24 protein-coding genes and 1 tRNA gene are annotated in these 25,644 nt (G+C 73.6%); 8 read left to right on the plus strand and 17 right to left on the minus strand.

The window, feature by feature from the left end; all coding sequences use genetic code 11:
• Window positions 1-123 precede the first annotated feature (123 nt).
• The gene (locus tag QHG49_RS17450) at window positions 124-771 is read left to right on the plus strand and encodes a DUF5324 family protein (protein WP_145488859.1); all 648 of its coding nucleotides are present in this window, start codon (window positions 124-126) and stop codon (window positions 769-771) included.
• Between the two features lie 150 nt (window positions 772-921).
• Here QHG49_RS17450 and QHG49_RS17455 read toward each other — a convergent pair whose 3' ends face one another.
• Both QHG49_RS17455 and QHG49_RS17460 read right to left on the minus strand, forming a co-directional pair.
• A complete protein-coding gene (locus tag QHG49_RS17455; protein ID WP_301490264.1) occupies window positions 922-1,596 on the minus strand; it encodes a beta/gamma crystallin domain-containing protein in 675 nt (224 codons plus the stop codon).
• A gap of 121 nt (window positions 1,597-1,717) precedes the next feature.
• Window positions 1,718-2,932 (minus strand): MFS transporter, encoded by a 1,215-nt coding sequence (locus QHG49_RS17460; protein ID WP_301490266.1) that lies wholly within the window; start codon window positions 2,930-2,932, stop codon window positions 1,718-1,720.
• Between the two features lie 130 nt (window positions 2,933-3,062).
• On the opposite strand from QHG49_RS17460, the gene QHG49_RS17465 reads away from it, so the two are divergent.
• Window positions 3,063-3,884 carry a helix-turn-helix domain-containing protein gene (locus QHG49_RS17465; protein ID WP_159703130.1) on the plus strand — a complete coding sequence of 274 codons (822 nt, stop codon included), beginning with the start codon at window positions 3,063-3,065 and terminating at the stop codon, window positions 3,882-3,884.
• Window positions 3,885-4,024: 140 nt separating this feature from the next.
• Here QHG49_RS17465 and QHG49_RS17470 read toward each other — a convergent pair whose 3' ends face one another.
• From QHG49_RS17470 to QHG49_RS17515, 10 genes are all read right to left on the minus strand, one after another.
• Window positions 4,025-5,131 (minus strand): alcohol dehydrogenase catalytic domain-containing protein, encoded by a 1,107-nt coding sequence (locus tag QHG49_RS17470; protein ID WP_301490269.1) that lies wholly within the window; start codon window positions 5,129-5,131, stop codon window positions 4,025-4,027.
• Complete coding sequence (locus tag QHG49_RS17475; protein ID WP_301490270.1) at window positions 5,128-5,940, minus strand: phytanoyl-CoA dioxygenase family protein; 813 nt, start codon at window positions 5,938-5,940, stop codon at window positions 5,128-5,130. The genes QHG49_RS17470 and QHG49_RS17475 overlap by 4 nt, the downstream gene beginning before the upstream one ends.
• A 65-nt stretch (window positions 5,941-6,005) precedes the next feature.
• Window positions 6,006-6,740 (minus strand): SDR family NAD(P)-dependent oxidoreductase, encoded by a 735-nt coding sequence (locus QHG49_RS17480; protein ID WP_301490271.1) that lies wholly within the window; start codon window positions 6,738-6,740, stop codon window positions 6,006-6,008.
• Window positions 6,741-6,771: 31 nt separating this feature from the next.
• Window positions 6,772-7,188: an aspartate 1-decarboxylase gene (gene panD, locus QHG49_RS17485; protein WP_145488848.1), complete on the minus strand. Its 417-nt coding sequence runs from the start codon at window positions 7,186-7,188 to the stop codon at window positions 6,772-6,774.
• 57 nt (window positions 7,189-7,245) lie between these two features.
• Window positions 7,246-7,779 (minus strand): flavin reductase family protein, encoded by a 534-nt coding sequence (locus tag QHG49_RS17490; RefSeq protein ID WP_159703121.1) that lies wholly within the window; start codon window positions 7,777-7,779, stop codon window positions 7,246-7,248.
• Window positions 7,773-8,963: an acyl-CoA dehydrogenase family protein gene (locus QHG49_RS17495; RefSeq protein WP_145488845.1), complete on the minus strand. Its 1,191-nt coding sequence runs from the start codon at window positions 8,961-8,963 to the stop codon at window positions 7,773-7,775. The genes QHG49_RS17490 and QHG49_RS17495 overlap by 7 nt, the downstream gene beginning before the upstream one ends.
• A 235-nt stretch (window positions 8,964-9,198) precedes the next feature.
• Complete coding sequence (locus tag QHG49_RS17500) at window positions 9,199-10,359, minus strand: acyl-CoA dehydrogenase family protein (RefSeq protein ID WP_301490272.1); 1,161 nt, start codon at window positions 10,357-10,359, stop codon at window positions 9,199-9,201.
• Complete coding sequence (locus QHG49_RS17505) at window positions 10,356-10,619, minus strand: acyl carrier protein (protein ID WP_159703115.1); 264 nt, start codon at window positions 10,617-10,619, stop codon at window positions 10,356-10,358. Before QHG49_RS17505 ends, QHG49_RS17500 begins: the two co-directional genes overlap by 4 nt.
• Complete coding sequence (locus QHG49_RS17510; protein WP_301490273.1) at window positions 10,616-12,187, minus strand: amino acid adenylation domain-containing protein; 1,572 nt, start codon at window positions 12,185-12,187, stop codon at window positions 10,616-10,618. The genes QHG49_RS17505 and QHG49_RS17510 overlap by 4 nt, the downstream gene beginning before the upstream one ends.
• Window positions 12,184-12,966, minus strand: a complete 783-nt coding sequence (locus QHG49_RS17515; RefSeq protein ID WP_167532368.1) for an alpha/beta fold hydrolase — start codon at window positions 12,964-12,966, stop codon at window positions 12,184-12,186. The genes QHG49_RS17510 and QHG49_RS17515 overlap by 4 nt, the downstream gene beginning before the upstream one ends.
• 576 nt (window positions 12,967-13,542) lie before the next feature.
• On the opposite strand from QHG49_RS17515, the gene QHG49_RS17520 reads away from it, so the two are divergent.
• Complete coding sequence (locus tag QHG49_RS17520) at window positions 13,543-14,397, plus strand: LysR family transcriptional regulator (RefSeq protein ID WP_236576362.1); 855 nt, start codon at window positions 13,543-13,545, stop codon at window positions 14,395-14,397.
• A gap of 83 nt (window positions 14,398-14,480) precedes the next feature.
• On the opposite strand, the gene QHG49_RS17525 is transcribed toward QHG49_RS17520, so the two are convergent.
• Window positions 14,481-14,553: transfer RNA gene (locus QHG49_RS17525), tRNA-Ala, on the minus strand.
• A gap of 180 nt (window positions 14,554-14,733) precedes the next feature.
• Here QHG49_RS17525 and QHG49_RS17530 point away from each other — a divergent pair.
• Both QHG49_RS17530 and QHG49_RS17535 read left to right on the plus strand, forming a co-directional pair.
• Window positions 14,734-15,282 carry a DNA-binding protein gene (locus QHG49_RS17530; RefSeq protein ID WP_145488836.1) on the plus strand — a complete coding sequence of 183 codons (549 nt, stop codon included), beginning with the start codon at window positions 14,734-14,736 and terminating at the stop codon, window positions 15,280-15,282.
• A 66-nt stretch (window positions 15,283-15,348) separates the two neighbouring features.
• Window positions 15,349-16,707: a serine/threonine-protein kinase gene (locus QHG49_RS17535; RefSeq protein WP_301490274.1), complete on the plus strand. Its 1,359-nt coding sequence runs from the start codon at window positions 15,349-15,351 to the stop codon at window positions 16,705-16,707.
• Here QHG49_RS17535 and QHG49_RS17540 read toward each other — a convergent pair.
• Both QHG49_RS17540 and QHG49_RS17545 read right to left on the minus strand, forming a co-directional pair.
• Window positions 16,671-18,080, minus strand: coding sequence for a hypothetical protein (locus QHG49_RS17540; protein ID WP_370530479.1), 1,410 nt, complete (start codon window positions 18,078-18,080; stop codon window positions 16,671-16,673). The two genes, QHG49_RS17535 and QHG49_RS17540, sit on opposite strands and share 37 nt — an antisense overlap.
• A gap of 148 nt (window positions 18,081-18,228) precedes the next feature.
• The gene (locus QHG49_RS17545; RefSeq protein WP_003999697.1) at window positions 18,229-18,357 is read right to left on the minus strand and encodes a DLW-39 family protein; all 129 of its coding nucleotides are present in this window, start codon (window positions 18,355-18,357) and stop codon (window positions 18,229-18,231) included.
• 349 nt (window positions 18,358-18,706) lie between these two features.
• On the opposite strand from QHG49_RS17545, the gene QHG49_RS17550 reads away from it, so the two are divergent.
• The gene (locus QHG49_RS17550; RefSeq protein WP_301490285.1) at window positions 18,707-19,096 is read left to right on the plus strand and encodes a DUF6344 domain-containing protein; all 390 of its coding nucleotides are present in this window, start codon (window positions 18,707-18,709) and stop codon (window positions 19,094-19,096) included.
• 262 nt (window positions 19,097-19,358) lie between these two features.
• The gene (locus QHG49_RS17555) at window positions 19,359-20,135 is read left to right on the plus strand and encodes a glycosyltransferase (RefSeq protein WP_301490286.1); all 777 of its coding nucleotides are present in this window, start codon (window positions 19,359-19,361) and stop codon (window positions 20,133-20,135) included.
• 27 nt (window positions 20,136-20,162) lie between these two features.
• Here QHG49_RS17555 and QHG49_RS17560 read toward each other — a convergent pair whose 3' ends face one another.
• Both QHG49_RS17560 and QHG49_RS17565 read right to left on the minus strand, forming a co-directional pair.
• Window positions 20,163-20,351, minus strand: coding sequence for a ferredoxin (locus tag QHG49_RS17560; protein WP_301490287.1), 189 nt, complete (start codon window positions 20,349-20,351; stop codon window positions 20,163-20,165).
• A gap of 60 nt (window positions 20,352-20,411) precedes the next feature.
• A complete protein-coding gene (locus QHG49_RS17565; RefSeq protein ID WP_301490288.1) occupies window positions 20,412-20,588 on the minus strand; it encodes a hypothetical protein in 177 nt (58 codons plus the stop codon).
• A 956-nt stretch (window positions 20,589-21,544) separates the two neighbouring features.
• On the opposite strand from QHG49_RS17565, the gene QHG49_RS17570 reads away from it, so the two are divergent.
• A complete protein-coding gene (locus QHG49_RS17570; RefSeq protein ID WP_301490289.1) occupies window positions 21,545-25,627 on the plus strand; it encodes an AAA family ATPase in 4,083 nt (1,360 codons plus the stop codon).
• The last annotated feature ends 17 nt before the right edge of the window (window positions 25,628-25,644 follow it).

A 25,644-nucleotide genomic window follows, 5' to 3' on the forward strand; every position in this document is an offset into this window, starting at 1 on the left:
CCGACCGAAGGAGATCGCGGCACCCATATGCCCGTCCGCGCATGCCGCGAGGACCGTTGGCAGGCATGATCCGTAAAAGGGTGGAAAGTCGAATTGCGTACGCCACCGACGAGGAGGAAACCCGTGACCCGCATTGACAGCGTGCGCGCCGCGACCGGCTCGGCGAAGGACAGCGTGCTGCACGCCGCGGACGTGGTGGCGCCCTACGCCGACACGGCCAAGGAGCGTGCCGCGTTCTACGCGCAGGAGGCACGCGTACGGCTCGCGCCCGTGGTGTCGGGGGCCGCAGAGCAGGCGCGCGCGCAGTACAACGCCCAGCTGGCCCCGCGCCTGGAACACGCCCGGCGCACCTATGTCCCACCGAAGGTGGACCTCGCCGCGCAGGAGGCGGCCTGCCGCACCCGCAAGGCAGCCCGGCAGGCGGCCGAGTACTCCCGCCCCCGGATCGAGCAGGCGGTGGCCGCCGCCGGACCGGTGGCGGACGAGGCCGCGGCCCGGGGCGCCGCCGCGCTGGTCGCGCTGCGCGGCCAGGTCTCCGCGCGCGACATCCAGAAGCTCGCCCGGCGCAACGCGCGCAGGTGCCGGGCCGGCCGCGCCGCGAAGATGGTGGGACTGGCGGCGCTGGTCGCGGGCGGTGCCTTCGCGGCGTGGAAGTGGTGGGAGCGCCAGGCCAACCCCGAATGGCTGGTCGAGCCGCCGGCCGCGACGGAGGTCCCCGAGCCGGGCGGTCTCGGCTCGGTGGACGGCAGCGGCGACGAGGAGCAGCCCTGAGCAGCCCTTAGTAGTCCGGAGCAGTCCTGGGCAGCCCTTAGTAGTCCGGAGCAGTCCTGGGCAGTCCTGAGCAGCCCTGGGTGTTCACCCGGAAACGGGCTTCTTCCGCCGGAGGGGGCCCGTTTCACGTGAAACATCCGCCGCGACGGGTCAGTTGATGTGCAGGTGGGTCACGTAGCCGTACGCCTGGTACGTGGACTCGCCCTTGCCGAACGAGTGCCGGTAGACATAGCCGTCGCCCGGCTCGTAGTCGAACCAGCCCGCGTTGTTCCCGCTGCTGAACTGCTCGACCCCGCCCTGCCCGATGTCCAGGTCGCCCGCGTTGGCGAAGCACCGGGTGGTGCCGGTGCCGTTGGGGTTGCGGATGCCCAGGTGAAAGTACTGGCTGCCGAAGTCGGCCTGGCAGTCGAAGACATTGACCTCGTTCGTCGCGTGCGCGGGCACGACCCCGGCCAGCAGTGCGGCCGTCGACGCCACGGCGACGAAAGCCCCTCGCCACTTCCTCATGCGCGGTTCCTCCCGTGCGAGGGCGCGCGGTGATCCGGCGCGCCTCGGGACCGGTGTCCCGCCCGACGGCGACCGTGACCGGGGCGGCGAGGCGAGGACGCGCCGGCCGGGCGGGAACGCTCCGGTCGATGCGCCGCCGCCGGTGCCGCCGCCGGTCCCGAGGGAGTGTTCCCGCCGCCCCCGGCGGCCGGTGTCCCGGGCCGGTGCGACGGCACGCACGGACAGGGCGGCGAGACCGGCCGGGCGGAGGGCGGCGAACAGGGCCGCCAGCAGCGCCGTCAGCACGGCACCGACGCGGCCCCGCAGTCGTGGTCTCATCGCATCCGAAGAAAATCTCACGACCTCTTGCTAAGGGATGTCCGGCACCGCCCACCGGCCGACACCCCGCGCCGCCCCCGCAAAGCCCCCCGGTCGGCGGAACCCGGCGTGCGCGTCCCGGTCAGTTCCGGTACTTTGCGCGGCCCACGGCGGCGGCCACGGTCAGCGGGACGCTGAGGATCGCGGCCGTCAGGAACATGCCCTGGTAGGCGTGGCGTTCCGCGGCCCCGGCGGCGAGGGCGCTGGCCAGGGCGCTGCCGACGTAGAGGGCCACGCCGAACATCGCGACGCCGGTGGCACGGGCGGCCGGGGACAGGGCGGTGGCCCAGGACTGGATCGTGGAGTGCATGAAGGACCAGCCGCCGCCGAGCAGCAGAGCGCATCCCACCAGCGCCGGCACCGACAGGCTGGCCGCGGCCAGGCCGAACGCCACCGCCATCTGCACCCCGCCGACCACGATCAGCCGTACCGGCGTCCAGCGCCCGACCAGCCGCTTGACGATCTGCGCCGCCGACATCGACCCCACGCCGTACAGCGCGGACACCGCCCCGGCCAGCGTCGCCGAGGCGCCCCGGGCCTCCAGCGCGGGCGCGATGTACGTCAGGAAGCCCAGCAGGACGGCCCCTTCGAGCATCGCGACGGCCATGACGAACCACTGCCAGCGCGAGTTCAGCACCACCTTGAACGGGGCGAGCAGCGCACCGGGCACCGCTCGCGGCGGTTCCGGCAGCCGGCGCAGGGCGAGGACCAGGTAGGCGGCGATCACGCCGGGGAGGGCGAAGACCAGCCGCCAGCTGACGTAGTGCGCGAGCGCCCCGGCGACGACGGTGGCCACGGCGGTGCCCAGCGCGAACGCGGTCATCAGCTCGCTCAGCGGGCGCTGGCGTACCGCGGCGGGCACGGTGTCCCCGACGTACGTGATGGACGCGGCGATGGACGCGGCGAAGCACGCGCCGGCCGCGACGCGGGCCACGATCAGCACCGTCGCGTCGGGTGCGAGCACCGACAGCAGCGCGGCGGCGGCGGCCCCGACCAGCGAGATCCGCATGACCCGCACCCGGCCGAGCCGGTCGCTCGCCAGGCCCCAGACCGGCTGCATCAGGCCGTAGGCGAGGAAGTAGCCGCTGGCGGCGAGCATCGCCGTGGTCAGCGGGACACCGAGCTGGGTGCCGATGAGCAGCAGCATCGGGGTGATGCAGAAGCGGTCGAAGTTGCTGACGAAACCGGCCGTGCGCAGCAGGCGTAACGAGGCGGCGGGTATCGCCCGCGCGGCCGGGTCGCCGGCGGCAGGGGGCGCGGGGCGGGTGGGGGTGCGGGGTGAATCGGCGGTCTCCATGAGACTCCTTGTGTCGTGCCTGCCGGTGTGATCGGACAAGATCCAGCTCACCACCGCGGCCGGCCGGGACGACCCCGTAGCCGATTACCCTTACTCACAGCCTGGGAGCGGCGTGGGGAGGTGCGGGGGCGTGCACGGCAGCGGACCCGACGGACCACGCCGGGAACTGGGCGCCTTCCTGCGCTCCCGCCGCGAGCGGCTGCAGCCCGCCGACGTGGGGCTGCCCGGCTCGCCGCGGCGCCGTACGCCGGGGCTGCGGCGCGAGGAGGTCGCCGCCCTGGCCGGGGTCAGCCGGTCCTGGTACGCGTGGCTGGAGCAGGGCCGGGTGCGCACCTCGGAACAGGTGCTGCGGTCCGTGGCGCGGGCGCTGCGGCTGAACGCGGACGAGACCGCGCACGTGCTGTCGTTCGTGGAGCACACGGGGCCGGCCGAGCGGCCGCCCGGCTGGGTGTCGCGGAATCTGCTGTCGCTGGTGGAGTCGCTGGCGCCGAACCCGGCCGCGGTGCTCGACCCGCACTGGGACCTGCTCGCCTGGAACGCGGGGTACACGGCGCTGCTCACCGATCTGGCGCGGCTGGCGCCCAAGCAGCGCAATCTGCTGTGGCTGGTGTTCCGCTGGCCGCCGAGCCGGACGCTGCTGGCCAGCTGGGAGCAGGAGGCGCGGAGCCTGCTCGGCCAGTTCCGGGCGAAGGCCGCCCGGCACCCGGAGGACGGCCGGTACGCGGAGATCACCGAGGAACTGCTGGCCGACCCGGACGCGGCCCGCTGGTACGGCCGCCGGGAGACCTCGGCGTTCCATCCCGCCGTACGCCATTTCCGGCACCCGGTGGCCGGGGATCTGCGGCTGCGGTACGTGAAGCTCGCCGCGGTGGACGAGCCGGGCCACCACCTGCTGGCCTACCTGCCCGACGACCGGGCGACGAAGGAGGCGCTGGAGACGCTCACGGGGTGAACCGGCGCCGCTCACCGCCCCCGGCGCACCGCGCGGGGCGGCCGGGGACGGTGAACGGCGGGTGGGAGGGGTCGGGACGTGGGCACCGACCTCGTCAGGGCGGGAACACCGACCTCGTCAGGGCGGGAACACCGTCCTCGTCAGGACGTGAGCACCGCCTTCATCACCGATCCGTCGGCGACCGCGGCGAGTGCGTCGGCGTGGTGCTCCAGCGGGAACGGCGTCACCAGGCTCGCGAGGTCGAACCGGCCGGTGAGGGCGGGCAACAGGCGGACGTACTCGACGAGATGGGCGCCGGTGAACGCCCAGGAGCCGACGACGTCGAGCTGCCGGTGGACGATCTGGTGCGGGTTGATCAGGGTGTCCCCGGCGTCGGTGTACTGGCCGATGACCAGGTAACTGCCGCCCCGGCGGGCCAGGGTGAGGCCCTGTCCGACGGCGGCCGGGACGCCCGCGCACTCGATCACCAGATCGGCGCCGTCCCCGCCGACCGCGGCCCGTGCCGCCCGCAGGACCTCGGCGGGGTCGGCGGCGCCGGCGATGTCCAGATGGACGTCACCGATGCCGGCCGCGGCGGCCCGTTCCAGCCGGGCGGCCGGGCCGCCGACGATCACGACCTTGGCGGCACCGGCCAGTTGCGCGAACGCGGCCGCCGCCAGCCCGACCGGGCCGCTGCCCTGCACCACCACGGTCTCGCCCAGCCGCACCGGCCGCCTCTCGTACAGCGCGTGCGCCACGGTGGGCCCGGCGCAGGCCAGCGACATGGCGGCGAGCGGGTCGGTGCCGTCCGGCACCTTGATCACGGTGGTGCCGGGTCGCAGCACGATGTGGTCGGCCCACGCCCCGGAGAGTTCCGGGCCGTCGGCGAGGGCCCGGTTGACGCCGTAGGTGCGGCGCCGCTCGCACAGGGTCGGCTCGCGGTGCAGTCGGCAGGGCGGGCAGACACCGCAGGCGATGGAGGAGGCCCACATCACCGTGTCGCCGGCCGCGAGCGGCGCCCCGGTGGCGTCCTGGTGGCTGCCCTCGCCCAGCTCCTGTACGACGCCGAGCCCTTCGTGGCCGAGGACGAGCGGGACGGGGATGTCCAGGTGGCCCTCGCGCAGATGCAGGTCCGTGCCGCAGACACCGCCGTACCCGCAGGCGACGACCATGCCGCCGGCGGGCGCCGCGGGCAGCGGGAACTCCCGCAGCCGCAGCGGCTCTCCGAACTCCTCCAGGACGACCGCGCGTCCGGTGCGCCCGCTCATGCCGTCACCGCGCTCAGGGTCCGGGAGAACGGCGCGGCCAGCGGACGCAGCGGCTCGGTGTCGCGGCACACCACGTAGTCCGGGCGGGGCTCGCTCGTGGGCCGCGGCGGGTTGGCGACGTCGTTGTAGGTGACGATCAGCAGCCGGCGGGCGTACGGCGACATGTTGGGCGACGAACCGTGCACGATCTCCGGGGAGAACAGCACCACGGAGCCGGCCGGGCCCTTGGGGCTGGTCATGCCGTGCCGGTCGACGTGCTCGGCGAGCTGGCGCGGTGACAGCGAGATGTCGTCGGGGTCGAGGTGCTGCTCGGAGCGGGCGGCGGCGGAGCGGCCCTCGTGGACGAGCCCGTCGCGGTGCGAGCCGGGCAGGAAGATGACCGGGCCGTTGAACTCGTTCACGTCGTCGAGGAAGACACCGATGTTGACCTGGCGCGGCGCGGGCAGGTTGTCGGCGAGCCGCCAGGCGAGGAAGTCCTGGTGCCAGGCCCACTTGTCGCCGCCGAACGCCGGCTTGGCGTTGATCTTGAACTGGTAGACGTAGACGTCCTCGGTGAGCAGCTGCTGCACGGGCTCCAGCAGGCGCGGGTCGCGGATCAGACCGGCGTACTCGGGCTGCCGCTGGTGCGAGGAGTACACCGCGCGCACCTGGGTGCCGCCGTCCTCGGTCACCACCTGCGGGCCGGGCGTCCGCGCGTCGCGCTCGAAGGCGGCGCGCAGCGACTCCACCTCCCGCGGTGCGAGGAGCGAGTCGAGCAGCAGGAAACCCTGCTCGTGGTACTGGTCGGCCTGGTGCTGGGTCAGTCGCATGCGCATCTTCTCCTGAGAGGTGAGGGAAGAGGTGGGGAATCCGTCGGGCCGGGCGGGGCGGGGAGTCAGCCCATGAAGTGGCCGCCGTCGACGATCAGTTGCTGTCCGGTGACGTAGCCGCCGCGCGCGGTCACCAGGAATTCGAGGGCGTCGGCCATGTCCTCGGCCGTGCCGAGCCGGCCACCGGGGATGGTGTCCAGGACGGCGGCCAGCCGCTCCGGGTCGTCGAGGCGGTAGCGCTCGGTGACCTCTTCGGTGTCGGTGAATCCGGGCAGCAGGGCGTTCACCCGGATGTGCGGGGCGAGTTCGAGGGCCAGGCACTTGGTGAGCTGGAGCAGGCCCGCCTTGCTCGCGCAGTAGTTGGCGCCGTCGCGGCGGGGCCGGATCGCCGTGGTGGAGGCGACGTTGACGATGCTGCCGCCGCCCGCCCGGAGCATCGCGGGCGCCAGCGCGCTGGTGAGGTGGAAGGGACCGGAGAGGTTGGTGGCCAGCACCGTGTCCCAGTCCTCGGCGGTCATCGAGGAGAACGGCCGGTCGCGGTTCACCCCGGCGTTGTTGACCAGCACGGACGGCGGGCCGTACGTGCCGGTGATCCGCTCGCAGACGGTCCGGATCTCCGCGGGCCGGGTGAGATCGCAGCGCAGCGGCTCGATCCGGCCCTCGCCCGCCTTGGCGATGTCCTGTGCGGCGGCTTCGTCGCCACGGTAGAGGGCGATCACCCGGTGGCCGAGGGACGCGAGCCGCAGGCTCAGTGCCCGCCCGATGCCGCGGGTGCCGCCGCTCACCACGGAGATCGTCATGGTGTCCCCTTCGCGGGGCGCGCGCCGGCCATCAGCCGGCGACGAGGTCGCCGCGCTTGAGGCCCGAGCCCTCGGGCACCTCGGCCGGGTCGCCGCCCACGGCGGAGATGGCGTTGTGCTCGTCGACGAAGACGACGTGCGGGACGAGGGCGGCGGCCTCGGCGTCCGTCATGGAGGCGTAGGCGATGAGGATGACGAGGTCGCCGGGGCTGATGAGGCGGGCGGCGGCGCCGTTGATCCCGATGACGCCGGAGCCGGCGGGGCCCTCGATGACGTACGTGGACAGCCGGGCGCCGTTGTCGATGTCGACGATGTCGACCTTCTCGCCCGCCATCAGGTCGGCGGCCTTCATGAGGTCGGCGTCGACGGTCACCGAGCCGACATAGTGCAGGTCGGCCTGGGTGACGGTGGCGCGGTGGATCTTCGACTTCATCAGGGTGCGGTACATGCGGACTCCTCGGATTGGGGGGGGTGGGTGCGGGGCGGCCGGTGGCGCGGGGCCCGGTCAGGCCGGCCAGGTGGCGTAGCGGCGCCTGCCGTACAGCAGCGGCGGCTCTTCGGCGGCCGGGGCGTGGGTCTGGATGTCCAGCACCTCGCCGATCACGACGGTGTGGTCGCCGGCCGGGACGAGCCGGGCGACCCGGCACTCGGCGGTGGCGTGCGCGTCCTCGGTCAGCGCCGGCAGGCCCGTGGCGGGCGCGGGCCGCCACGGGACGGTGCGGAACCGGTCGGCGGCCGGTCCGGCGAACGCCTCGGCGGCGCGCCGCCCGCTGCCGTGCAGGAAGTTGACGGTGAAGGCACCGCGTGCGGTGAGGACCGGCAGGGTGCTCCCGTTGTTGCCCGCGCAGACCAGCAGTTGCGGCGGGGCGAGGGAGAGCGAGCACAGGGCGGTGCAGGTGAAGCCGTACGGCACGCCCTGCGCGTCGGCGGTGGTGATGACGGCGACGCCGCTGGGGTGGGAGCCCATCAGGGCCCGGAAGGCGTCGTGGGTGACGGCGCGGTCGGTGACGGCGCGGTCGTCCTGGACGGGGGTCACCATGCGAACGCCCGGGCGTCGTAGAGGTTGACGCCGACCGCGGCCTTGCCCAGGTATTCCAGGCATTCCTGTGGCTTGGCCGGCATCACGTGGGCGAACTGGGCCTCGCGGATCAGCCGTTCCAGCGGATGGCTGCGGCTGACCGCGGCCGAGCCGCACAGCCTGAGCGCGTCCTGGGCGAGCCGCGGCCCGACCTCGCCGACCACGTACTTGGCGGCGTGCACCATGGCATTGGCCTCCAGGCTGCCGCGTTCGGCGGTGACGAGGTCACCGGCCTCGTGCACCAGGGCGCGGGCGGCCCGCAGCCGGGCGGACATCCGGCCCAGCTCCTGCTGGACGACGGGTGAGTCGGCGCGGGCGGGGGAGGCGGTGACATGGTCGACGGTGTGCCGGAAGAGGGCCTCGGCGATCCCGAGGTAGGCGCCCGTGTAGCCGGCGATCATCCAGTGCGGTTCGCGGACGACCTTGAACAGGGACATGCCCTCGACGCCGAGGTAGAGGCGGGAGCGGGGCACCCGGACCTCGTCCAGCGTCATCGGGGCGGTGCTGGTGCCGTACATCGCCGACATGTGGTGCGCGGTGCCGAAGCTGACGCCGGGGTCGTCGGCGGCGACGACGAAGTGCGAGGCCTCGCCGGTCTCCTCGTCGCCGTTGTCGGCGGCCGCCGCGACGACGTAGTAGTCGGCGGCGCCGGCCAGCGACACGAAGTGCTTGGTGCCGTTGAGGATGTAGTGCGTGCCGTCGTCGGACAGCCGGTAGCGGGTCCGCATCCCGCGGAGTTTGGCGCCGCGTCCGGCCTCGGAGGTGGCGGAGGCGAACAGCTTGCGGCCGCCTACGACCTCCTCCAGCATCCAGGCGCGGAACGTCTCGGCGGCCGGGGGCAGCCGGGTGCCGGCGGCGTCGGCGAGCGCGCCGATGACGACGTGGTGCATGTTGAGGCCGAGGGCGGCGGCGCCGTGGTGCGCGCCGAGTTCGGCCAGCACCCGCCAGTAGTCGCCGAAGCCCAGGCCGGCGCCGCCCGCCTCGTGCGGCACGAGCAGGGCGAGCAGTCCGGACTCGCGCAGGACGCGGTAGGCCTCGTGGCCGTTGTCGTGTCCGGCGTCGGTGGCGGCCGCGAGCGGGGCGATCCGCTCACCGGTGCGTGCCGCGAGTTTGAGCAGGCTGTCGAGTGGGGTTGGGGGCGTCATCGAAGTCCTTCGGGTCGGTGGTCGGCCTGTCGGGTCTCTGCCGGTCGGTCTCGACGGTCGGATCCCGTACGGTCGAACCTGGTCTGGTCGGATCTCGTACGGTCGGATCTGGCCCGGTCGGATCTCGTACGGCCGGTCTCGGCCGATCGGATCTCGGCCGATCGGATCTCGGCCGATCGGATCTCGCCCGGACGGATCTCGCCCGGACGGATCTCGCCCGGACGGTCTCGGCCGGTCAGTTCTCGACCGGCAGACCCAGTTGCCGTGCGACGCCCACCCGCAGCAGGTCGTTCGGACCGGCGTAGGTGAGGGCCGCCATGGGGCCGGCCAGGTCGGCGGCGAGGTCGAAGCCGGGGAGGAAGGCACGGACGCCGGACAGCGCGGCGGCGTGCTCGGTCATCCGTACGTAGTCCTCGGAGACGGAGATCTTGGTGAGGGCCGCCTCGGTCGCCAGCTGCCGCGCGGGGACACCGGCGTCGAGCCGGGCGGCCATCGCGTAGAGCTGGACGCGGGAGCGGTGCAGGGCCATGGCCATGTCGCTGATCCGGGCGGCGACCTGGTGGCTCGCCCCCATCCGGCGGCCGAAGTGCTCGCGGCCGGCGGCCCAGTCGGCGGTGCGGGCCAGCAGGCGCTGCATCGGGCCGAGGGCGTAGCCGAGGATGACGGAGCGTTCCCAGGCGGTGGTGGAGGCCATCACCGCGAGGCCGGAGCCCTCCTCGCCGAGCAGCGCGCTGCCCGGCAACCGGACGTCCTCGAAGAGGAGTTCACCCATCGGCACGGTGGGCAGCGCGGTCTTGGCGAAGGTCTCGCCCCGGCGGATCCCCGGCAGGTCGAGCGGGAAGAGGAACGCGGACAGCGCGAACGGCGAGCGCCCCTCGGTGGTGCGGGCGAAGACGATCGCCCAGTCGGCCACGGGCGCGGCGGTGATGAACGTCTTGGCGCCGTCCAGCACGAAGCCGTCGCCCTCGCGCCGGGCCCGGGTGCGCATGGAGAACGGGTCGCTGCCGCCGCCGCGTTCGGTCAGCGCGTGGCACAGCAGCTTCCCGCCCTCCTGGACGTCGGCGACCGGGCGCCAGGCGTCCGCGCCGAGGGCGTCCCGCAGCGGGAACTGCATCCCGAAGAGCTGCGAGGCCAGCGCGTAGACCAGTCCCGGATCGGCACCGGCGAGACCGATGCCCTCGATCATGGCGAGCGAGCGGCTGACCGGGCCCGGCGCCGGGGCTTGCGGCCCGGCGAGCCGGAGCACACCGAGGTCGGCCATGGCCCCCCACTGGGCGGTGAAGTCCTCGTCCGCGATCCGCTCGACGACCGGTACGGCGAGGTCGCGGCAGCTGTCGACGAGCCGTTCGGTCTCCGGCGCCCCGGTGCGCAGTGCCGCGAGGGCCGCCGCACTCACTTGCGGCCCTCGCCGGAGAGGTTCTCGATGGCCGCCCAAAGTGCCTTGGGGCTGCGGAAGTTGGCAGCGACGATCTCGGTGTCGGGCAGCGCGATGCCGGCTTCCTTGTGCAGCGCGGTGACGATCTCCATGATCGCCAGCGAGTCCACGAGCCCCATCTCCAGCAGCGGGGTGTCGGCGTCGAGGGACCGGGCGTCCTGGCCGCGTCCCCAGGTGATGCGGCTGCCGATGAGGGTGCAGAGTTCTTCGACGCTGTTCATGCGGTGATCTCCTCCAGGAGCGCGGGGGCGGCGGTGTGGTCGGCGGCGCCGAGGGCGCGGCGGTCGACCTTGCCGCTGCTGGTGGTGGGCAGAGCGGTGAGCGGGACGACGCGGTCGGGGAGCATCCGCTTGGGCAGTACGTCGCGCAGGGCGGCCAGGACCTCCCGCTCGGACGCGTCGGTCTGCGCGTAGGCCCAGATCTGGCCCGCGTGGGGGCCTTCCTTGGCGACGACCGCGGCGGTGGCCACGTGCGGCAGCTCCAGGACGGCGTTCTCGACGTCCATCAGGTCGATGCGGTGGCCCCGCCGCTTGACCTGGTTGTCGCGCCTTCCACGCAGGAAGACCACGCCGTCGGCGGTGATCCGGCCGATGTCGCCGCTGGGGTAGGCCCGGCGGGCCACGCCGTCCCGGCAGGTGACGGTGACGGTGGGGTCGTCGGGCGCGCCGCCGCGCAGATACCCCTGGAAGACGACCGGCCCGGCGATGTGGATCTCGCCCTCGCCGTCGGTGGGCCGGCCCGCCGCATCGAGCACCTCGATGTGGACACCGCCGATGCCGCGCCCGATGGGCAGTTCCCGGTCCGCGGTCCAGTCGGCCGGCACCCGGTGGTAGGTGCAGGCGTTCGTCTCGGTGGGCCCGTACAGGTTGTAGAAGGGCACCCCGTCCAGCGCCCGCAGATACCGTTCCAGCAGTTCGGGCGCGAACGCCTCGCCGCCGAAGGCCGCGATCCGCAGGGCGGGCGGCGGGGCGTCGGCGATGCCACCCTGCTGGAGCATGTTGTGGTACAGGGACGGCACCGCCATGAAGGCGGTGATGCGCTGCTCGGTCAGCCAGCCGACGACATCACGCGGGAAGGCCCGCAGCACGTCCGGCATCAGCACCGTGCAGGCCCCCGCGGCGGCGGCGCTGAACAGGTCGAAGGTCGTCAGGTCGAAGGTGAGGGCGGCCTGCGAGCCGATCCGGTCCTCGGGGGTGAGGCCGAACTCCCCGGCGGCCCACAGCGCGTAGTGCGCGACGTTCTCGTGCGACAGCAGCACGCCCTTGGGCCAGCCGGTGCTGCCCGAGGTGAAGAGGATGTAGCCGCCGGCGTCGGTGGGCGGGGGCAGCGGCGCGGGCCGCTCGTGCGCGCCGAGGATCCGCAGCCCGTGCAGCCCGTGCTCGAAGGGGGTCTCGCCGGCCGGCACGCCGTCGCGGGCGCGGGCGGCGGCGCGGTGGGCCCCGGCCAGGGCGCGGTCGCAGGTCAGCAGCAGGGACAGCCCGGCGTTGCGGATCATGCGGGCGGTACGTTCCGGCGGGTCGGCCGTGTCGAGGGGCGCGGCGACCGCACCGGCCCGCAGCACCGCGTACAGGGCGATGACCGTGGCCGGAGTCTTGGGCGCGTAGACACCGATCCGGTCGCCCGGGGCCACACCGGTGGCGAGCAGCCGGTGCGCCAACGCGTCGACGGCGCGGTCGAGCCGGGCGTACGACCACTGCTCGCCGGCCCCCTCCAGGGCGGGGCGGTCGGGGTGGACGCGCGCGGAGCGGGCCAGCAGGGCGTCGAGGCGTACCGGTGTTCCCGTGGTCATCGGGCGGCCTCCGCGGGCCGGGCGGCCTCGGTGTGCTCGGCGAGGAAGCCGCGGACGGTCTCGACGACCAGGTCCGGGCACACCAGGTGGGGGTAGTGGTCGCAGCCCTCGGGCACCAGCCGCCGGAACGGGCCGCCGACCGCGCGCTCGACGGCGTCGACCTGGGCCATGGAGCCGTACTCGTCCGCGTCGCCCTGGATCATCAGCACCGGGGCGGTGATGTCGAGGTCGTCCTCGATGGACCAGTCGCGGAAGGCGGGCGACAGCCAGACGCCGCTCCAGCGGTCGAAGACGCCCTGCGGGTCGTCGTGCACCATGGCCATCTTGCGGGCGAGCGGACCGGCCTCGTAGGCGGCGCGGGCGTTCTCGATGCCGACGCGGTTCGCGTCCTCGAAGTACATGTGCGGGCCCATCCCGACGACCGCTTCGACGGGGTGCGCCGAGGCGTGCAGCAGGGAGATGGAGGCGCCGTCGCTGTGGCCGACCAGGACGGGGCGGCGCAGGTCCAGCGCGTCCAGCAGTTCGGGCAGCACGGTCTGTGCGTGCTCGTGCATATAGCGGGGGGTGCGGGGCAGCGGGTCGGGGCCGCTGCCGCCGCTGCCGTGGCGGGAGTAGACCAGGGCGCGGCGCCCGGTGGCCTCGGCCAGCAGGGCGGGGAAGCGGCCCCAGGCCGCGAGGCAGCCGAGTCCGCCGTGCAGGAAGACCAGGGGCGCGAGGTCCGGGTCGCCGTCGATGAGGACGTGTTCGAGCGGACCATTGCTCGTATCGATTACAGGCACAGCGAAAATCCTTCTCAGTGATCTACGGCAGCAGAACGAGAATTCCCGTAGAGCCCAGGGGGGCGGCGCATCACGAAGACCTGCGACAGGGCAGGGAAAATTCGATCGGCGCACCGGAAAACTCGGCAGCGGAGACAATGAAGGTGATAACTGCCTGAACGGCAGTGAAAAATTGGCACGGCCCGGCACAGCGCATGACGGCCGGCCGACGCATCGATTGACGCCGGAATGCCCATGCGGACGTTCCACGCCACCGATGGGCCGCGCGGCCGAGAACTGTTGCTGGAAAGGGCCTCAAGGGCCGCAAAGAAGCGTATTTCGGGCCACGGACACCATTCGGACAGTCCGGTCGGCCACGCGTCGCTTTACCTTCTCTTTGACGTTCCTGTGCCAGGCCGGTCCACGGCGCGCACGAACGCTCCTCGCATATCAACCCCCGTTGAAAGTTCGACTACACACCGGCGTCCGGGCGCCCGCACTTATCCGGCACCCCGCCCGCTCGGCGACACCCAGAAGACTAGACACTGCACCCCGGGTGGAGAAATAACATTGATGCACCACCTATACACTCAAGGAATGAACATCGATCTGCGCCACCTGCGATGCTTTCTGACCGTGGCGGAGGAAGGGGGATTCACGGCTGCCGGTCGCCGTCTGCATCTCACCCAGCCGACCCTGACCCGCAACATCAGGGCGCTGGAGCAATCCCTGGGTGTGAAGCTCTTCGAGCGCAGCACACGCAGAACGGAGCTGACCGAGAAAGGCAAGGCCCTCCAGGAATCCCTCGCCCCCCTGCTGCGCCAGCTCGATTCGACACTGCGGGATTTACAGCAGGGGGAGAAACTGCGCATAGGGTTCAGCTGGGGACTTCCCGAGGGTTTGTCCCGGCTCGCAGCCCGGTTCGGCGAGGAGACCGGGGTCGGCGTCGAATTCATCCGCTGCGACACCCCCCAGGCCGGACTCGACACCGGCGAGGCCGACCTCGGCCTGCTGCGCAGCGCGTCGGTACCGAAGGGACTGCGCGGCCTGCGCCTGTACGAGGAGGAGCGCATCGCCGCCGTCCCCGCGAGCTGGCGGCTGGCCGAACGCACCGAGCTGGACTGGGCGGAACTCACCGACTTCCCGCTGATCATCAACACCGTCAGCGGCACCACCTTCCCCGACATGTGGCCCGCCGGACGCCGGCCGACGGTCGGCGCCGAGTGCCGCAATTTCGACGAGTGGCTGGAGCAGGTGGCCGTCGGCCTCGGCGTGGGCACCGCACCGGTCTCCGCCGCCCGCCGCTACACCCACCCCGCCGTCCGCCTCGTCCCGCTGACGGGCGCCCCCGCCGTGCCCGCCTACCTCGCCCACCCGTCCCACGGCGCCCACCCCCAGGCCGCACGCTTCGCCGACCAGGCCTGGCGGGCGGCCGACGAGTTGCAGGCGTAGCGGCCTCCGCGCCACGCCCCGGGCCCGACGCGAAAAAGGGCCCTCCGACCAGTGTTTCCACAGGTCAGAGGGCCCTTGAGAAGTGGAGCCTAGGGGAGTCGAACCCCTGACATCCGCCATGCAAAGACGGCGCTCTACCAACTGAGCTAAGGCCCCGGGAAGGGAGTGGCCTCCGGAGGGGGTGTCCCAGCCGGTGCCGGGACCAGAGTACCGGGTCACCCCCCGTATCCCGCAAAAAGATTGGGGGTCCCCGCGGATGACCACGCTCCGTAAGATGCTCAACCGTGGTTCGCTACAGCGAACCGCGGTTTTCAGGGGAAGCGATGGGGAGACGCAATGGACGCCGCACAGCAGGAAGCCACCGCAAGAGCGAGAGAGCTTCAGCGGAACTGGTACGGGGAGCCGCTGGGGGCGCTCTTCCGTAAGCTGATCGACGATCTCGGGCTCAACCAGGCCCGGCTCGCGGCGGTTCTGGGGCTGTCCGCCCCGATGCTCTCGCAGCTGATGAGCGGCCAGCGCGCCAAGATCGGCAACCCCGCGGTGGTCCAGCGGGTGCAGCTGCTCCAGGAGCTGGCGGCACAGGTGGCGGACGGCAGCGTCAGCGCGGCCGAGGCGACCGCGCGGATGGACGAGATCAAGAAGTCCCAGGGGGGCTCGGTGCTGAGCAACACCACGCACACGACGAACGGTTCGGGCGCGCCCACCGTCAAGCGGGTCGTCCGCGAGATCCAGTCGCTGCTGCGCTCGGTGGCCGCCGCGAGCGACATCATCGAGGCGGCGGACGCGCTCGCCCCGACCCAGCCCGAACTCGCGGAGTTCCTGCGGGTCTACGGTGCCGGCCGCACCTCCGACGCGGTCGCGCACTACCAGTCGCACCAGAACTGAGCGCCCGCCCGGCGCAGGAGGCGGCCGGGAGGGGCGGGGGCCCGAGGGGGAGGAGCTGCGGCAGTCATGGGTGAGATGTTCAACGGCCGGTACGAACTGGCCGACCCGATCGGGCGCGGCGGCGCGGGCGACGTATGGCGCGTCTGGGACCACCGGCGCAGGCGCTATGTGGCCGCCAAGGTGCTCCAGCAGCGCGACGCCCACTCCCTCCTGCGCTTCGTGCGCGAACAGGCCCTGCGCATCGACCATCCCCATGTCCTCGCCCCGGCCAGCTGGGCCGCCGACGACGACCAGGTGCTGCTCACCATGGACCTGGTCGCGGGCGGCTCCCTCGTCCGCCTCGTCAACGACTACGGCCCCCTGCCGCCGGCGTTCGTCTGCGTCCTGCTCGACCAGCTGCTGTCCGGACTCGCCGCCGTGCACGCGGAGGGCGTCGTGCACCGGGACATCAAGCCCGCCAACATCCTTCTGGAGGCGACCGGTACGGGCCGGCCCCGGCTGCGGCTCGGGGACTTCGGCATCGCCATGCGGTTCGGGGAGCCGCGGCTGACCGAGACCAACCTCGTGGTGGGCACGCCCGGTTATCTCGCCCCGGAACAACTGGCGGGCTCCGACCCGGACTTCACCGCCGACCTGTTCGCGGTGGGCCTCGTCGCCGTTTATCTGCTCGAAGGCGCCAGACCCGACGCCGGGGAACTCGTGCGGTACTTCACCGAGCACGGCACCCCGGGCGCGCCCAAGGGCATCCCCGGGCCGCTGTGGGAGGTCGTCGCCACGCTGCTCCAGCCCGATCCACAGGCCCGGTACCGCTCCGCCACGGGGGCCCGCAAGTCGCTCGCCGGGGTCATCGAGCTGCTGCCGGAGCCGTCCCTGGACGACGAGCCGATCGAGATCTTCGACCAACTCCCACCCCTGCCGCAGGGTTTCGGCCCGAACGGCCCGCTGAAGAACGCGCGGAGGCCCGGCACCGCCCCGCCGCCGGACGCGGTCACCGGCTCCTCGCCGGGCACCGCCCCGCTGCCGGACACGGACACCGGCTCGCTGTCGGACACCGGAAGCTTCCGCCTCCCGCCCCCGGCCCTCGACCCCACACCGCCCCCGCCCGCCGTACCGCCGCCGCCCTCCACACCCCCCACACCCACACCGTCGTACGGCTCCTGGCCGCCACCGCCCGCACACCCCACCCACCAGACGCACCCCGCGCCCGCGCACCCCGGCGACAGCATCACCGCCGCTTACACCACCCCGGCCACCCAAACCCCCCAGGCGGCCCCGGCTTCCCCACCCCTCACGCCCCGTACCCCGGCCCCCCACGGTCGCCGCGCCCGGCGCCGTCCGGGTCCCCCGGCCAAGGCCGTCGTCCCGATCCTGCTGCTGGCGCTGGCCTGTTACGCCGTGGGCTTCTGGGCGCTGACCCGCGTCTGAGCCCGCCGGGCCGCCAGCGTCCAACCGCCGAGCACCAGCAGCAGCGCGGTCCCCAGCCCGATCCCGCCGGCCGCGACGGCCTTCATCTCCAGGGAGCCGCCGCCCCCGGCGCCCCCGCCGTCCGCGATCGGCATCGCCGCCTCGTCCTGATCCGTCGGTGTGAAGACGCCGGCCGGCCGCGGGCGCCCGGCGTACCCCGGCCCGGCGTGCGCCCGGCCGTCCACGCGGACCCGCAACGTCACCTCGTACGGCCCCTGCCCGAAGGTGTCGCCCAGCCGCTCGCTGAGGTGCAGCACCAGGTAGTAGTCACCGGCGAAGCGCAGGGCGCCGACGGCGGCGGGGGCGGCGTAGCGGTTGGCGTACTCGACGGGCGGCAGCGGTGCGAGGGCGACGGGCTTGCGGACGCCGGTGTAGCCGAGGGAGACATCGTCGGCGAGGCCCCGGACCGGGTCGTACAGGGAGAGGTCCAGGGCGCCGCCCACGTACCCGTGCCCCGGCGCGCCGCCCAGTTCGGCGGAGGCCTGGAGCCGGCGGCCCCAGTCGAGCGGCACCTTGTAGAACACGGTCCGGCCGGGCACGAGGGCGGTACGCCAGACCCCCGGCCCCACCGCCCGGGCCGCCGTGAAGCCCGCCCCGCCGGCGCGCTCGCGGGCCTCGCCGGTGATCGGCTCGGGCGAGGCGGAGTCCCAGGTCCGGGGCGCGTCGCTGGGACCGGGGGAGGCGAGCCGGGGTTCCGTGACGGGGGCCAGTTCCAGGTCCCAGGGCGTGGACGCGCCCCCGGTGTCGAGGCGTTCGACCAGCACCGAGTACGTCCCCGCGCCCTGGCACAGCGCCCTGCCCGCCTCGCGTTTGCCGAGGGCGGTGACCGGACGCGGGCTGAGCCCGGCGCCGAAGCGGGCGGTGGCGAAGGAGCAGGCCGTGCCGTGCGCGTCCCGGACGGAGACCCGGATGCCGTCGGTGGAGGTGACCTCGGTGTGCGCGGGCGGTACGGCGGTGACGGGGACGTACGCCGTGGCCGTGGCGTCGGCGAGGTCGAGGCGGTAGGTGAGGCGGCCGTGCGCGGGCAGCGAGCCGCGGTAGACACGGCCGGGGTCCAGGCGCGGCGCGCCGGCGGCGGAGGCCGTGCCCTCCACGGTGCGGGCGCCGGGGGCGAAGGCGTAGGCCCCGGGGCCGGTGGCGGCCGACGCGGCGGCGGCCGGGAGCAGTCCCGTTCCGCACAGCCCCAGTGCCAGGAGTACGGCGGCCGGGCGCCCGCCGCGCCGTATCCACGCCGTACGTCCGTGCCCCCGTACCCCGCGCCTGAGCCGCCCCACGTGCACCCCTCCGACGTCACGTCCTGGCGGCCCATCCTGCCCCGGCGGCCACCGTGGCATCAGGGCAATGCGCGGGACCGGCCGAAAGACCCCGCCCCCGGCCGCCCGGCGCGGCCACGCGTACCGCACCCCCCAGGACCCCGCAACCCCAAGCAAAGACCCCGGTCGCTTGGTGCGACCGGGGTCTGCTGAAATTCGGGAATCGGACTCACGAACCCGTGGGCACGGAGTCAGTCGCCTCCGTCCACAGGTCCTGCTCGGCGCGATCCGCCTGAATCTGGCGGTACACGAGGAGCCCGCCGATGGCGGCCAGTGCGACCAGGAGCAGCTTCTTCACCGCGCGACCTCGTCTTTCCTTGACGTAGGGGACCTCTGGCGCCCGACTATACACACCGGCCGATATCGATCGGTGACCTGCGTCCGGCCCCAACTCCGGTGCCCGCCAGCGCAATAGCGCAGGTCGGACACCGTTCCGATCGGAGGGTGATCACACCCCCACGGACGGTCACTTTGCTCCCCCTTCGCGCACCCTGACCGCGATTTAGGGGTTTTCCGACCTTCTTACGGCCATCCGGGTGGTGTTCATCAGAACAACGCCGCGCCACGGGCGTCGGTCCACCACTTCGCGGTCCACATACACATCATGAGGAAAGTACGCAAATCGCCCAACCCGAAAGTGAGGGGCCATGGACCGGAACAAGGTCATGAAGCTGTGGACTGCCATCGTCACCGCCTTTCTCGCGCTGTGCACGACGCTCGGACTCGTGAGCGCCGCCACCGCCCCCGCGGCCGCCGCGCCGCGCACCGAGAGCCCCCGCACCGAGACCGCGCCCCGCACGGCCCCGGCGATCCCGGCACCACGGCACTGGTCCTCCACCAAGGCCCTGCCCCCCACGATGAAACAGCGGATCCGGGCCGAGGCCCACGGCAAATCCCCCAGCTGCCGGCACCGGTCCCTCGACGACAGCGAGCTGACACCGGAGGGCCACGAGACACAGAAGGCCCGCGAGACGCAGGAGACGGAACGGACCGGGGAGACGGAGGCCAGAGAGCCTTCCGCGTCGCTCGACTGCTGAACCGGCCCTCCTCTCCTCCTCGGCACCGCGACGTCTCGACAACTCGGCGACTTGCGTACGCACGGTCGACACGGAAGGACCCCCGGCCACACGGCCGGGGGTCTCGCGCGTTCTCCCGGAGAACGAACAGGGGGCGAACAGGGGTGAACAGGGGTGGAGAGGGGGTGGACAGGCACGAACAAGGGGCGGACAGGGGCCGGAGCCGCGCCGGGCGGGGCCTGAGACGATGGCCGCGACATCCCGGAGAGGTCTTTGAGAGGTGGTGAGTGCTGCCGTGACCCGGCGCGCCACCGTTGTCACCGTCGTCACCGCCGTCCACGCCCCCTCGGCCCGGTTCCTGCCGGACGCCTGGGCGTCCCTGTGCGCGCAGGAACTGCCCGGCGGCGCGCGCTGGGAGTGGGTGATCCAGGAGGACGGCACGACGGACGAGGTCCGCCCGTACGTCCCCGAGGACCCGCGCGTCGTCTTCCACCAGGGCAGACCCGGTGGTCCGGGGGTCGCCCGCACGATCGCGCTGGCGCACGCGCGGGGCGCGTATGTGAAGGTCCTGGACGCCGACGACCGGCTCACCCCGGGCGCGCTCGCCCGCGATCTCGCCGTGCTCCAGGCGCGTCCCGGCCTCGGCTGGACCACCTGCCGGGTGCTGGACCTGCTGCCCGACGGCTCCACGGCCGGTTTCCCCGGCGACCCGGACGAGGGCCCGCTGGAACGCGGCACCGTGCTGCGGCACTGGAAGGCGAACGACTTCCGGCCCCCGGTCCACCCGGCGACCCTGTGCGTGCGCCGGGAGCTGCTGGCCGCGCTCGGCGGCTGGATGGCGCTGCCCGCCTCCGAGGACACCGGGCTGCTGCTGGCGCTGGACGCGGTGAGCCGCGGCTGGTTCTCGGCCGAGCCAGGGCTGCTCTACCGCAAGTGGGAGGGCCAGGTCACCGGCCAGTCGTCCCACACCGACCCCGCCGAGCGCACGGCACGCGCGGCGGTCGTGGAGGCCAGGGCGCGCGCACTGGCCGGCCTCGGCTGGACGTATCCGGCGCCGTAACCGTCGTACTCCCCCCGATGGGCGCGCCTAGTCGCCGAGCACGATCGCCTGCGAGGGGCACCGTTCCGCCGCCTCCCGGACCCCCGGTTCGTCGGCGGCGTCCTCCTTGCCGGGGAGCACCACGCCGTAGCCGTCCTCGAAGGCGAACACGGCCGGGGCCCGGAACGCGCACTCCGCCGATCCGTAACACGCGGCGCGGTCGACGGTGACCTTCATACGTCCTCCAGCCCTGGGCACTTCGAGTTCCAGGACGTCACTGCCCGGCCGGGCGGGCACTCAACCGGCGGCCCCGGCACCGGCCGCGGCCGCGAGCCAGTGGGCGACCCGGCGGACCGTGGGCTCGTCCAGCCGGCCGGCCAGCGCCCGCACGGCCGCGCCGTCCTCGGGGGCGAGGTCGTACAGTCCGGCCCGGCTCAGGGCGGCGGTGAGCACCTGGTGGCGACGGTTCGTCATGCGTTCGGCGAGCTTGTCCGGTTCGGATGTTTCAGACGGTTCACGCGACTCAGCCGGTTCAGCCGGTTCGTCCCTTGCAGCTGATTCATCCAGTACAACCAATTCATCCCGGACGACCGGTTCATCCCGGACGACCGGTTCATCCCGTACGGCCGACCGCTCGACGGCTGCCGCCCTCCCTTCCGGGCCGTCGTACAGCCCCCAGCCCCCGCCCCGCGGTCCCCACAGCGCGAGCGTCAGCTCGTCCCCGCGGGCCCGCGCGGTCCGGGTCATCTCTCCGACGGCGTACAGCACGGGCGTGCGGTACGGGGACTGCGCGGCCGGGGCCCAGGAGTCCCGGGCGGCTTCGTGGACCATCGCGACCCAGCGCGGGGCGCCGGGCGGGGGCGGGCACGGGGAAGGCTCGGGCATGGCACACACCCCTTCGGGAAGAGCCGGTGCCCGCGACCGTAACTGACGGCCCATCAGATATCCAGGTGTACCGCGACGGAAATGTCCCCTGCCCGCCGGCACCGGTCCCTCCCCTCGTGGGGACCGGTGCCGGGCGGTGCGGGACGTCGATCCGCGCCTCGTCGGCGTGATGGCGCGGATCGAAGCATGAAAGGCGTTGAAGAGACGAGGAGTGGCGAAGAGCGAGGAAGGTCGTGGGGTGTGGGGGCGGGAAGTGGGGGTAGGTCGGCCGGGGCGGATCAGATGCCCGATCGCCGACCGCTCGCGGCTTTCGATGGAAGTCGACCGAAAATGTGCAACGCCATGAGGTGTCTCTCCGAGCGCCGGGCCGTTGGCCTGTCCGGACGGTGTGTGACGGTTCCGCTACCGGGGTTGCGATCCTGCCATTTGTGGCCACCGGGGAGGAGATCCCGGTCTCCGGAGCGAGGCTTATCCGCAGGTCAGCCGTATAAGGTGAGTTTTCCGGTCCGGACGTCCACAGGCGGGGGGAAGTGAGGGGTGGGGCCTTGGGTTCCGACTCAGGGGCACGCACAGCTTTCGCCGAGCGCCTCGCGCTGCTCTACAAGGAGGCCGGAAACCCTCCCCTGAAAAGCGTCGCCGAGGCGGTCGGCCGGTTGCAGCGGGTCGACGAACGCGGCCGCCCGGTACGGGTGTCCGCGCAGCGGATCAGCGACTGGCGGCGGGCCAAGAACGTGCCGGCCCAGTTCACCGCGCTCGCCGCGGTGCTCCAGATCCTGATCCCGGAGGCGCGCCGCGCCCGCCCGCACCCGGTCTCCACGGGCCTGTACGACCTCGCCCACTGGCAGCGCCAGTGGGAGCGCGCGCTGGCCGACCCGGTGGGCGACCGCGCCGCGCCGCCCGCCTCGCCCGCCGAGGAGAACGGCCGGCCACCCGCCCAGGCCCCGCCCGTCACCGGCGGCGTGTGCCCGTACCGGGGGCTCGCGCCCTACCGGCAGAAGGACGCGCGCTGGTTCTTCGGCCGGGAGCGCAGCACCGACGCGATCATCGCCCAGCTGCGCACGGCGGACCGTACCGGCGGCCTGGTGATGCTCGTCGGCGCCTCGGGCGCGGGCAAGTCCTCGCTGCTGAACGCCGGCCTGGTCCCGGCGATCGCGGGCGGCGCCCTGGCCGACGCCGGGCCCACCCCGCGGCCGGACGGCGAGCCCGGACAGCGCACCCCCGTCGTCCAGCTGGTGCCCGGCGCCGATCCGCTCGCCGAGCTGATCCGCCGTATCCCCGATCTCGCCCCCGTGGCCGCCGAGGCGCGCGCGGCCGAGCGGGCGGCCACGGCCCGCCAGGAGACCGCCGAGGGCACCGTGTCCGCGGGGGCCGAGGCGCCCCGGATCGTGCGCGGCGCGCGGGCCGCGGCCACCGCGTGGGCGAGCCGCGAGGCACCGCCGGGGGTCCGGCCGGTGATCATCGTGGACCAGTTCGAGGAGGCGTTCACGCTCTGCCCGGACGAGGCGGACCGCCGTACCTTCATCCAGCTGCTGCACGCCGCCTGCACCCCGCCCTTCGGCGCGTCCGGACCCGCCCCCGTCCTGGTGGTGCTCGGCATACGGGCCGACTTCTACGAGCAGTGCCTCGGCTACCCGGAACTGGCCGACGCGCTCCAGCACCGGCACATGGTGCTCTCCCCGCTGACCAGCGGCGAGCTGCGCGACGCGGTGACCGGTCCGGCCAAGGCGGTGGGCCTGGAGCTGGAGCCCGGTCTCGCCGAGCTGATCGTGCGCGAGGTGAGCGCCGACGGCCCGCGCGGGGCGCACGACGCGGGCGTGCTCCCGCTGCTCTCGCACGCCCTGCTGGCCACCTGGCAGCGCCGCAAGGGCGGAAGGCTGACGCTGGCCGGCTACCGCGCGGCGGGCGGCATCCAGGGCGCCGTCGCCGCGACCGCCGAACGCGCCTGGTCGGGGCTCGACCCCGCCGCCCGTACGGCCGCCCGGCTGCTCCTGCTGCGCCTGGTGCGGCTCGGCGAGGACACCGTGGCCACCCGGCGGCGCGGCACCCGGCGGCAGCTGGCCCAGGAGTCGGCGGACCCCGGCAAGACCGAGGAGTCCCTGGAGGCGCTGGTCCGGGCCCGGCTGGTGACGCTGGACGCGGAGACCGTGGAGATCACCCACGAGGCGCTGCTGCACGCCTGGCCCCGGCTGCGGCACTGGATCGACGACAACCGCAACGACCATCTGCTGCGCCAGCGCCTGGAGGAGGACGGCCGGTCCTGGGAGGACTCGGAGCGGGACAGCTCGCTGCTGTACCGGGGCTCCCGGCTCGAACAGGCCCGCGCCTGGGCGCGCTCGGCGGGCGACACGTATCTGACCCGCAGCGCGGTGGAGTTCCTGGCCGCCTCGGTACGGCTGCGCAAGCGCACGGTGTGGCTGAGCCGGGCGGCGGTGGCGGCCCTGGTGGTGCTCGCGCTGGTCGCGGGCGGCTCCGCGGTGATCGCCTGGCAGCAGCGCGACGACGCCGTTTTCGAACAGGTGCTCGCCGAGGCGGACCGGGTGCAGCGCACCGACCCCTCGCTCGCCGCCCAGCTGGACCTGGTCGCCCACCATCTGCGCCCCGGCGACAAGGGCGCGTACAGCAGGCTGATCTCCATCGTGAACGCGCCGCTGGCCACCCCGCTGTCCGGCCACACCGGCGCCGTCTACCTGACCTCCTTCAGCCCCGACGGCCACACCCTGGCCACGGCCAGCTACGACCGGACCGTACGGCTGTGGAACGTCACCGACCCGGCCCGGCCCCGCCCCCTCGGCGGGCCCCTGACCGGGCACTCCAGCTGGGTGAGCAGCGCGGTGTTCCGCCCCGACGGGCGGGTGCTGGCCAGCGCGGGCGACGACGGCACGATCCGGCTGTGGAACGTCGCCGACCCGGCCCGCCCCACCACGCTCGGCACCCCCCTGGCCGGCCACTCGGGCACCATCTACCTGGTCGCCTTCAGCCCCGACGGGCACACCCTCGCCTCCGCGGGCGAGGACGGCACGGTACGGCTGTGGGACGTCGCCGACCCGGCGCACCCCACCGCGCTCGCCGTGCTGCGCGGGCCCACCGCGGCCGTGCGCAGTGTCGCCTTCAGCCCCGACGGGCGCACCCTCGCGGCGGGCGGCGACGACCGCACGGTCCGGCTGTGGAAGGTGACCGACCCGCGCCGGCCGGCCCCGCTGGGCGTGCTGCGCGGCCACACCGACATCGTGCACTCGGTCGCGTTCAGCCCGGACGGGCACACCCTGGCCAGCGGCAGCGCGGACGACACCGTACGGCTGTGGAACGTCACCGACCCGGCCGCGGCGAAACCGCTCGGCGCGCCCCTGACCGGGCACACCGGGCCCGTCTGGTCGGTGGCCTTCAGCCCCGACGGCGGGCGGCTCGCCGCCGCGAGCGCGGACAGCACGGCCAGCCTGTGGAACGTCAGCGACCCAAACTCCCCCTCGCAGATCGGCGAGCCCCTCGCGGGCAGCAGCGGCGAGATGTACGCGCTGGGCTTCAGCCCCGACGGCCGCACCCTCGCCACCGGCAGCGGGGACGCCAAGGTGCGCCTATGGTCGATCCCGACCTCGGACATGATCGGCCGCAGCGGGGCGTTCAGCCCCAACGGGCGGATGCTGGCCACGACCGCGCGCGACGGGCGGCTGCGGCTGTGGAACGTGGCGCACCCGGGGCGCCCGGTGCGGCTGGGCCCGCCGTTCTTCAGCGGCGACGGCGCCGACACCCTCGTCTTCTCGCCCAACGGCCGCACCCTGGCCGTCCTCACGGGCGAGCAGAAGGTGTACCTGTGGAACGTCTCCGATCCGGCCCACCCCTTCCAGCCCGGCCCGCCGCTGCCGCTGCGGACCCGCTTCATGGGCCCCAACGCCCTCGCCTTCAGCCCCGACGGGAAGACCCTGGCCACGGCCAACGACGACCGGACGATACGGCTGTGGAACGTGTCCGACCCGGCCCGCCCGGCCCCGCTGGGCGCGCCGCTGGCCGGCCACCACGGCTACATCAACGCGCTCGTCTTCAGCCCCGACGGACACACCCTGGCCAGCGGCAGCGCGGACAGCACCATCCGGCTGTGGAACGTCACCGACCCGGCCTCCGTCACACCGCTGGGCGCCCCGCTCACCCAACACGCCGGCCCGGTCAACGCGCTGGCCTTCACCCCGGACGGCAAGGCACTGGCCAGCGGCAGCGACGACGACACGGTCCGGCTGTGGGACGTCACCGACCCGGCCTCGGTCGAACCGCTGGGCGACCCGCTCACCGGCCACACCGAGGCGGTCACCTCGCTGACCTTCGACGCGGACGGCAAGACGCTGGCCAGCGGCGGCGACGACAACACGGTCCGGCTGTGGAACGTCACCGACCCCACCGCGGCGCGGCCGATCGGCCAGTCCATGACGCCCAACGCCAAGACCGGCACCTTCCTGTCCTTCAGCCCCGGCAGCCGCGTCCTCGGCGTCTCCAGCGGCCCCGACACGGTCCGCCTGTGGGATCTGGACGCCGGCACGGCCATCGACCACATCTGCTCGGTCACCCGGCACGTCCTGACCCCCGCCAAGTGGCAGGAGTACCTTCCGCGCCTGTCCTACGACCCTCCGTGCGACCACTGATCGGCCAACTTCCGTTT

Origin of the sequence: Streptomyces sp. WP-1 (genome assembly GCF_030450125.1) — a bacterium.
Taxonomy (GTDB): domain Bacteria; phylum Actinomycetota; class Actinomycetes; order Streptomycetales; family Streptomycetaceae; genus Streptomyces; species Streptomyces incarnatus.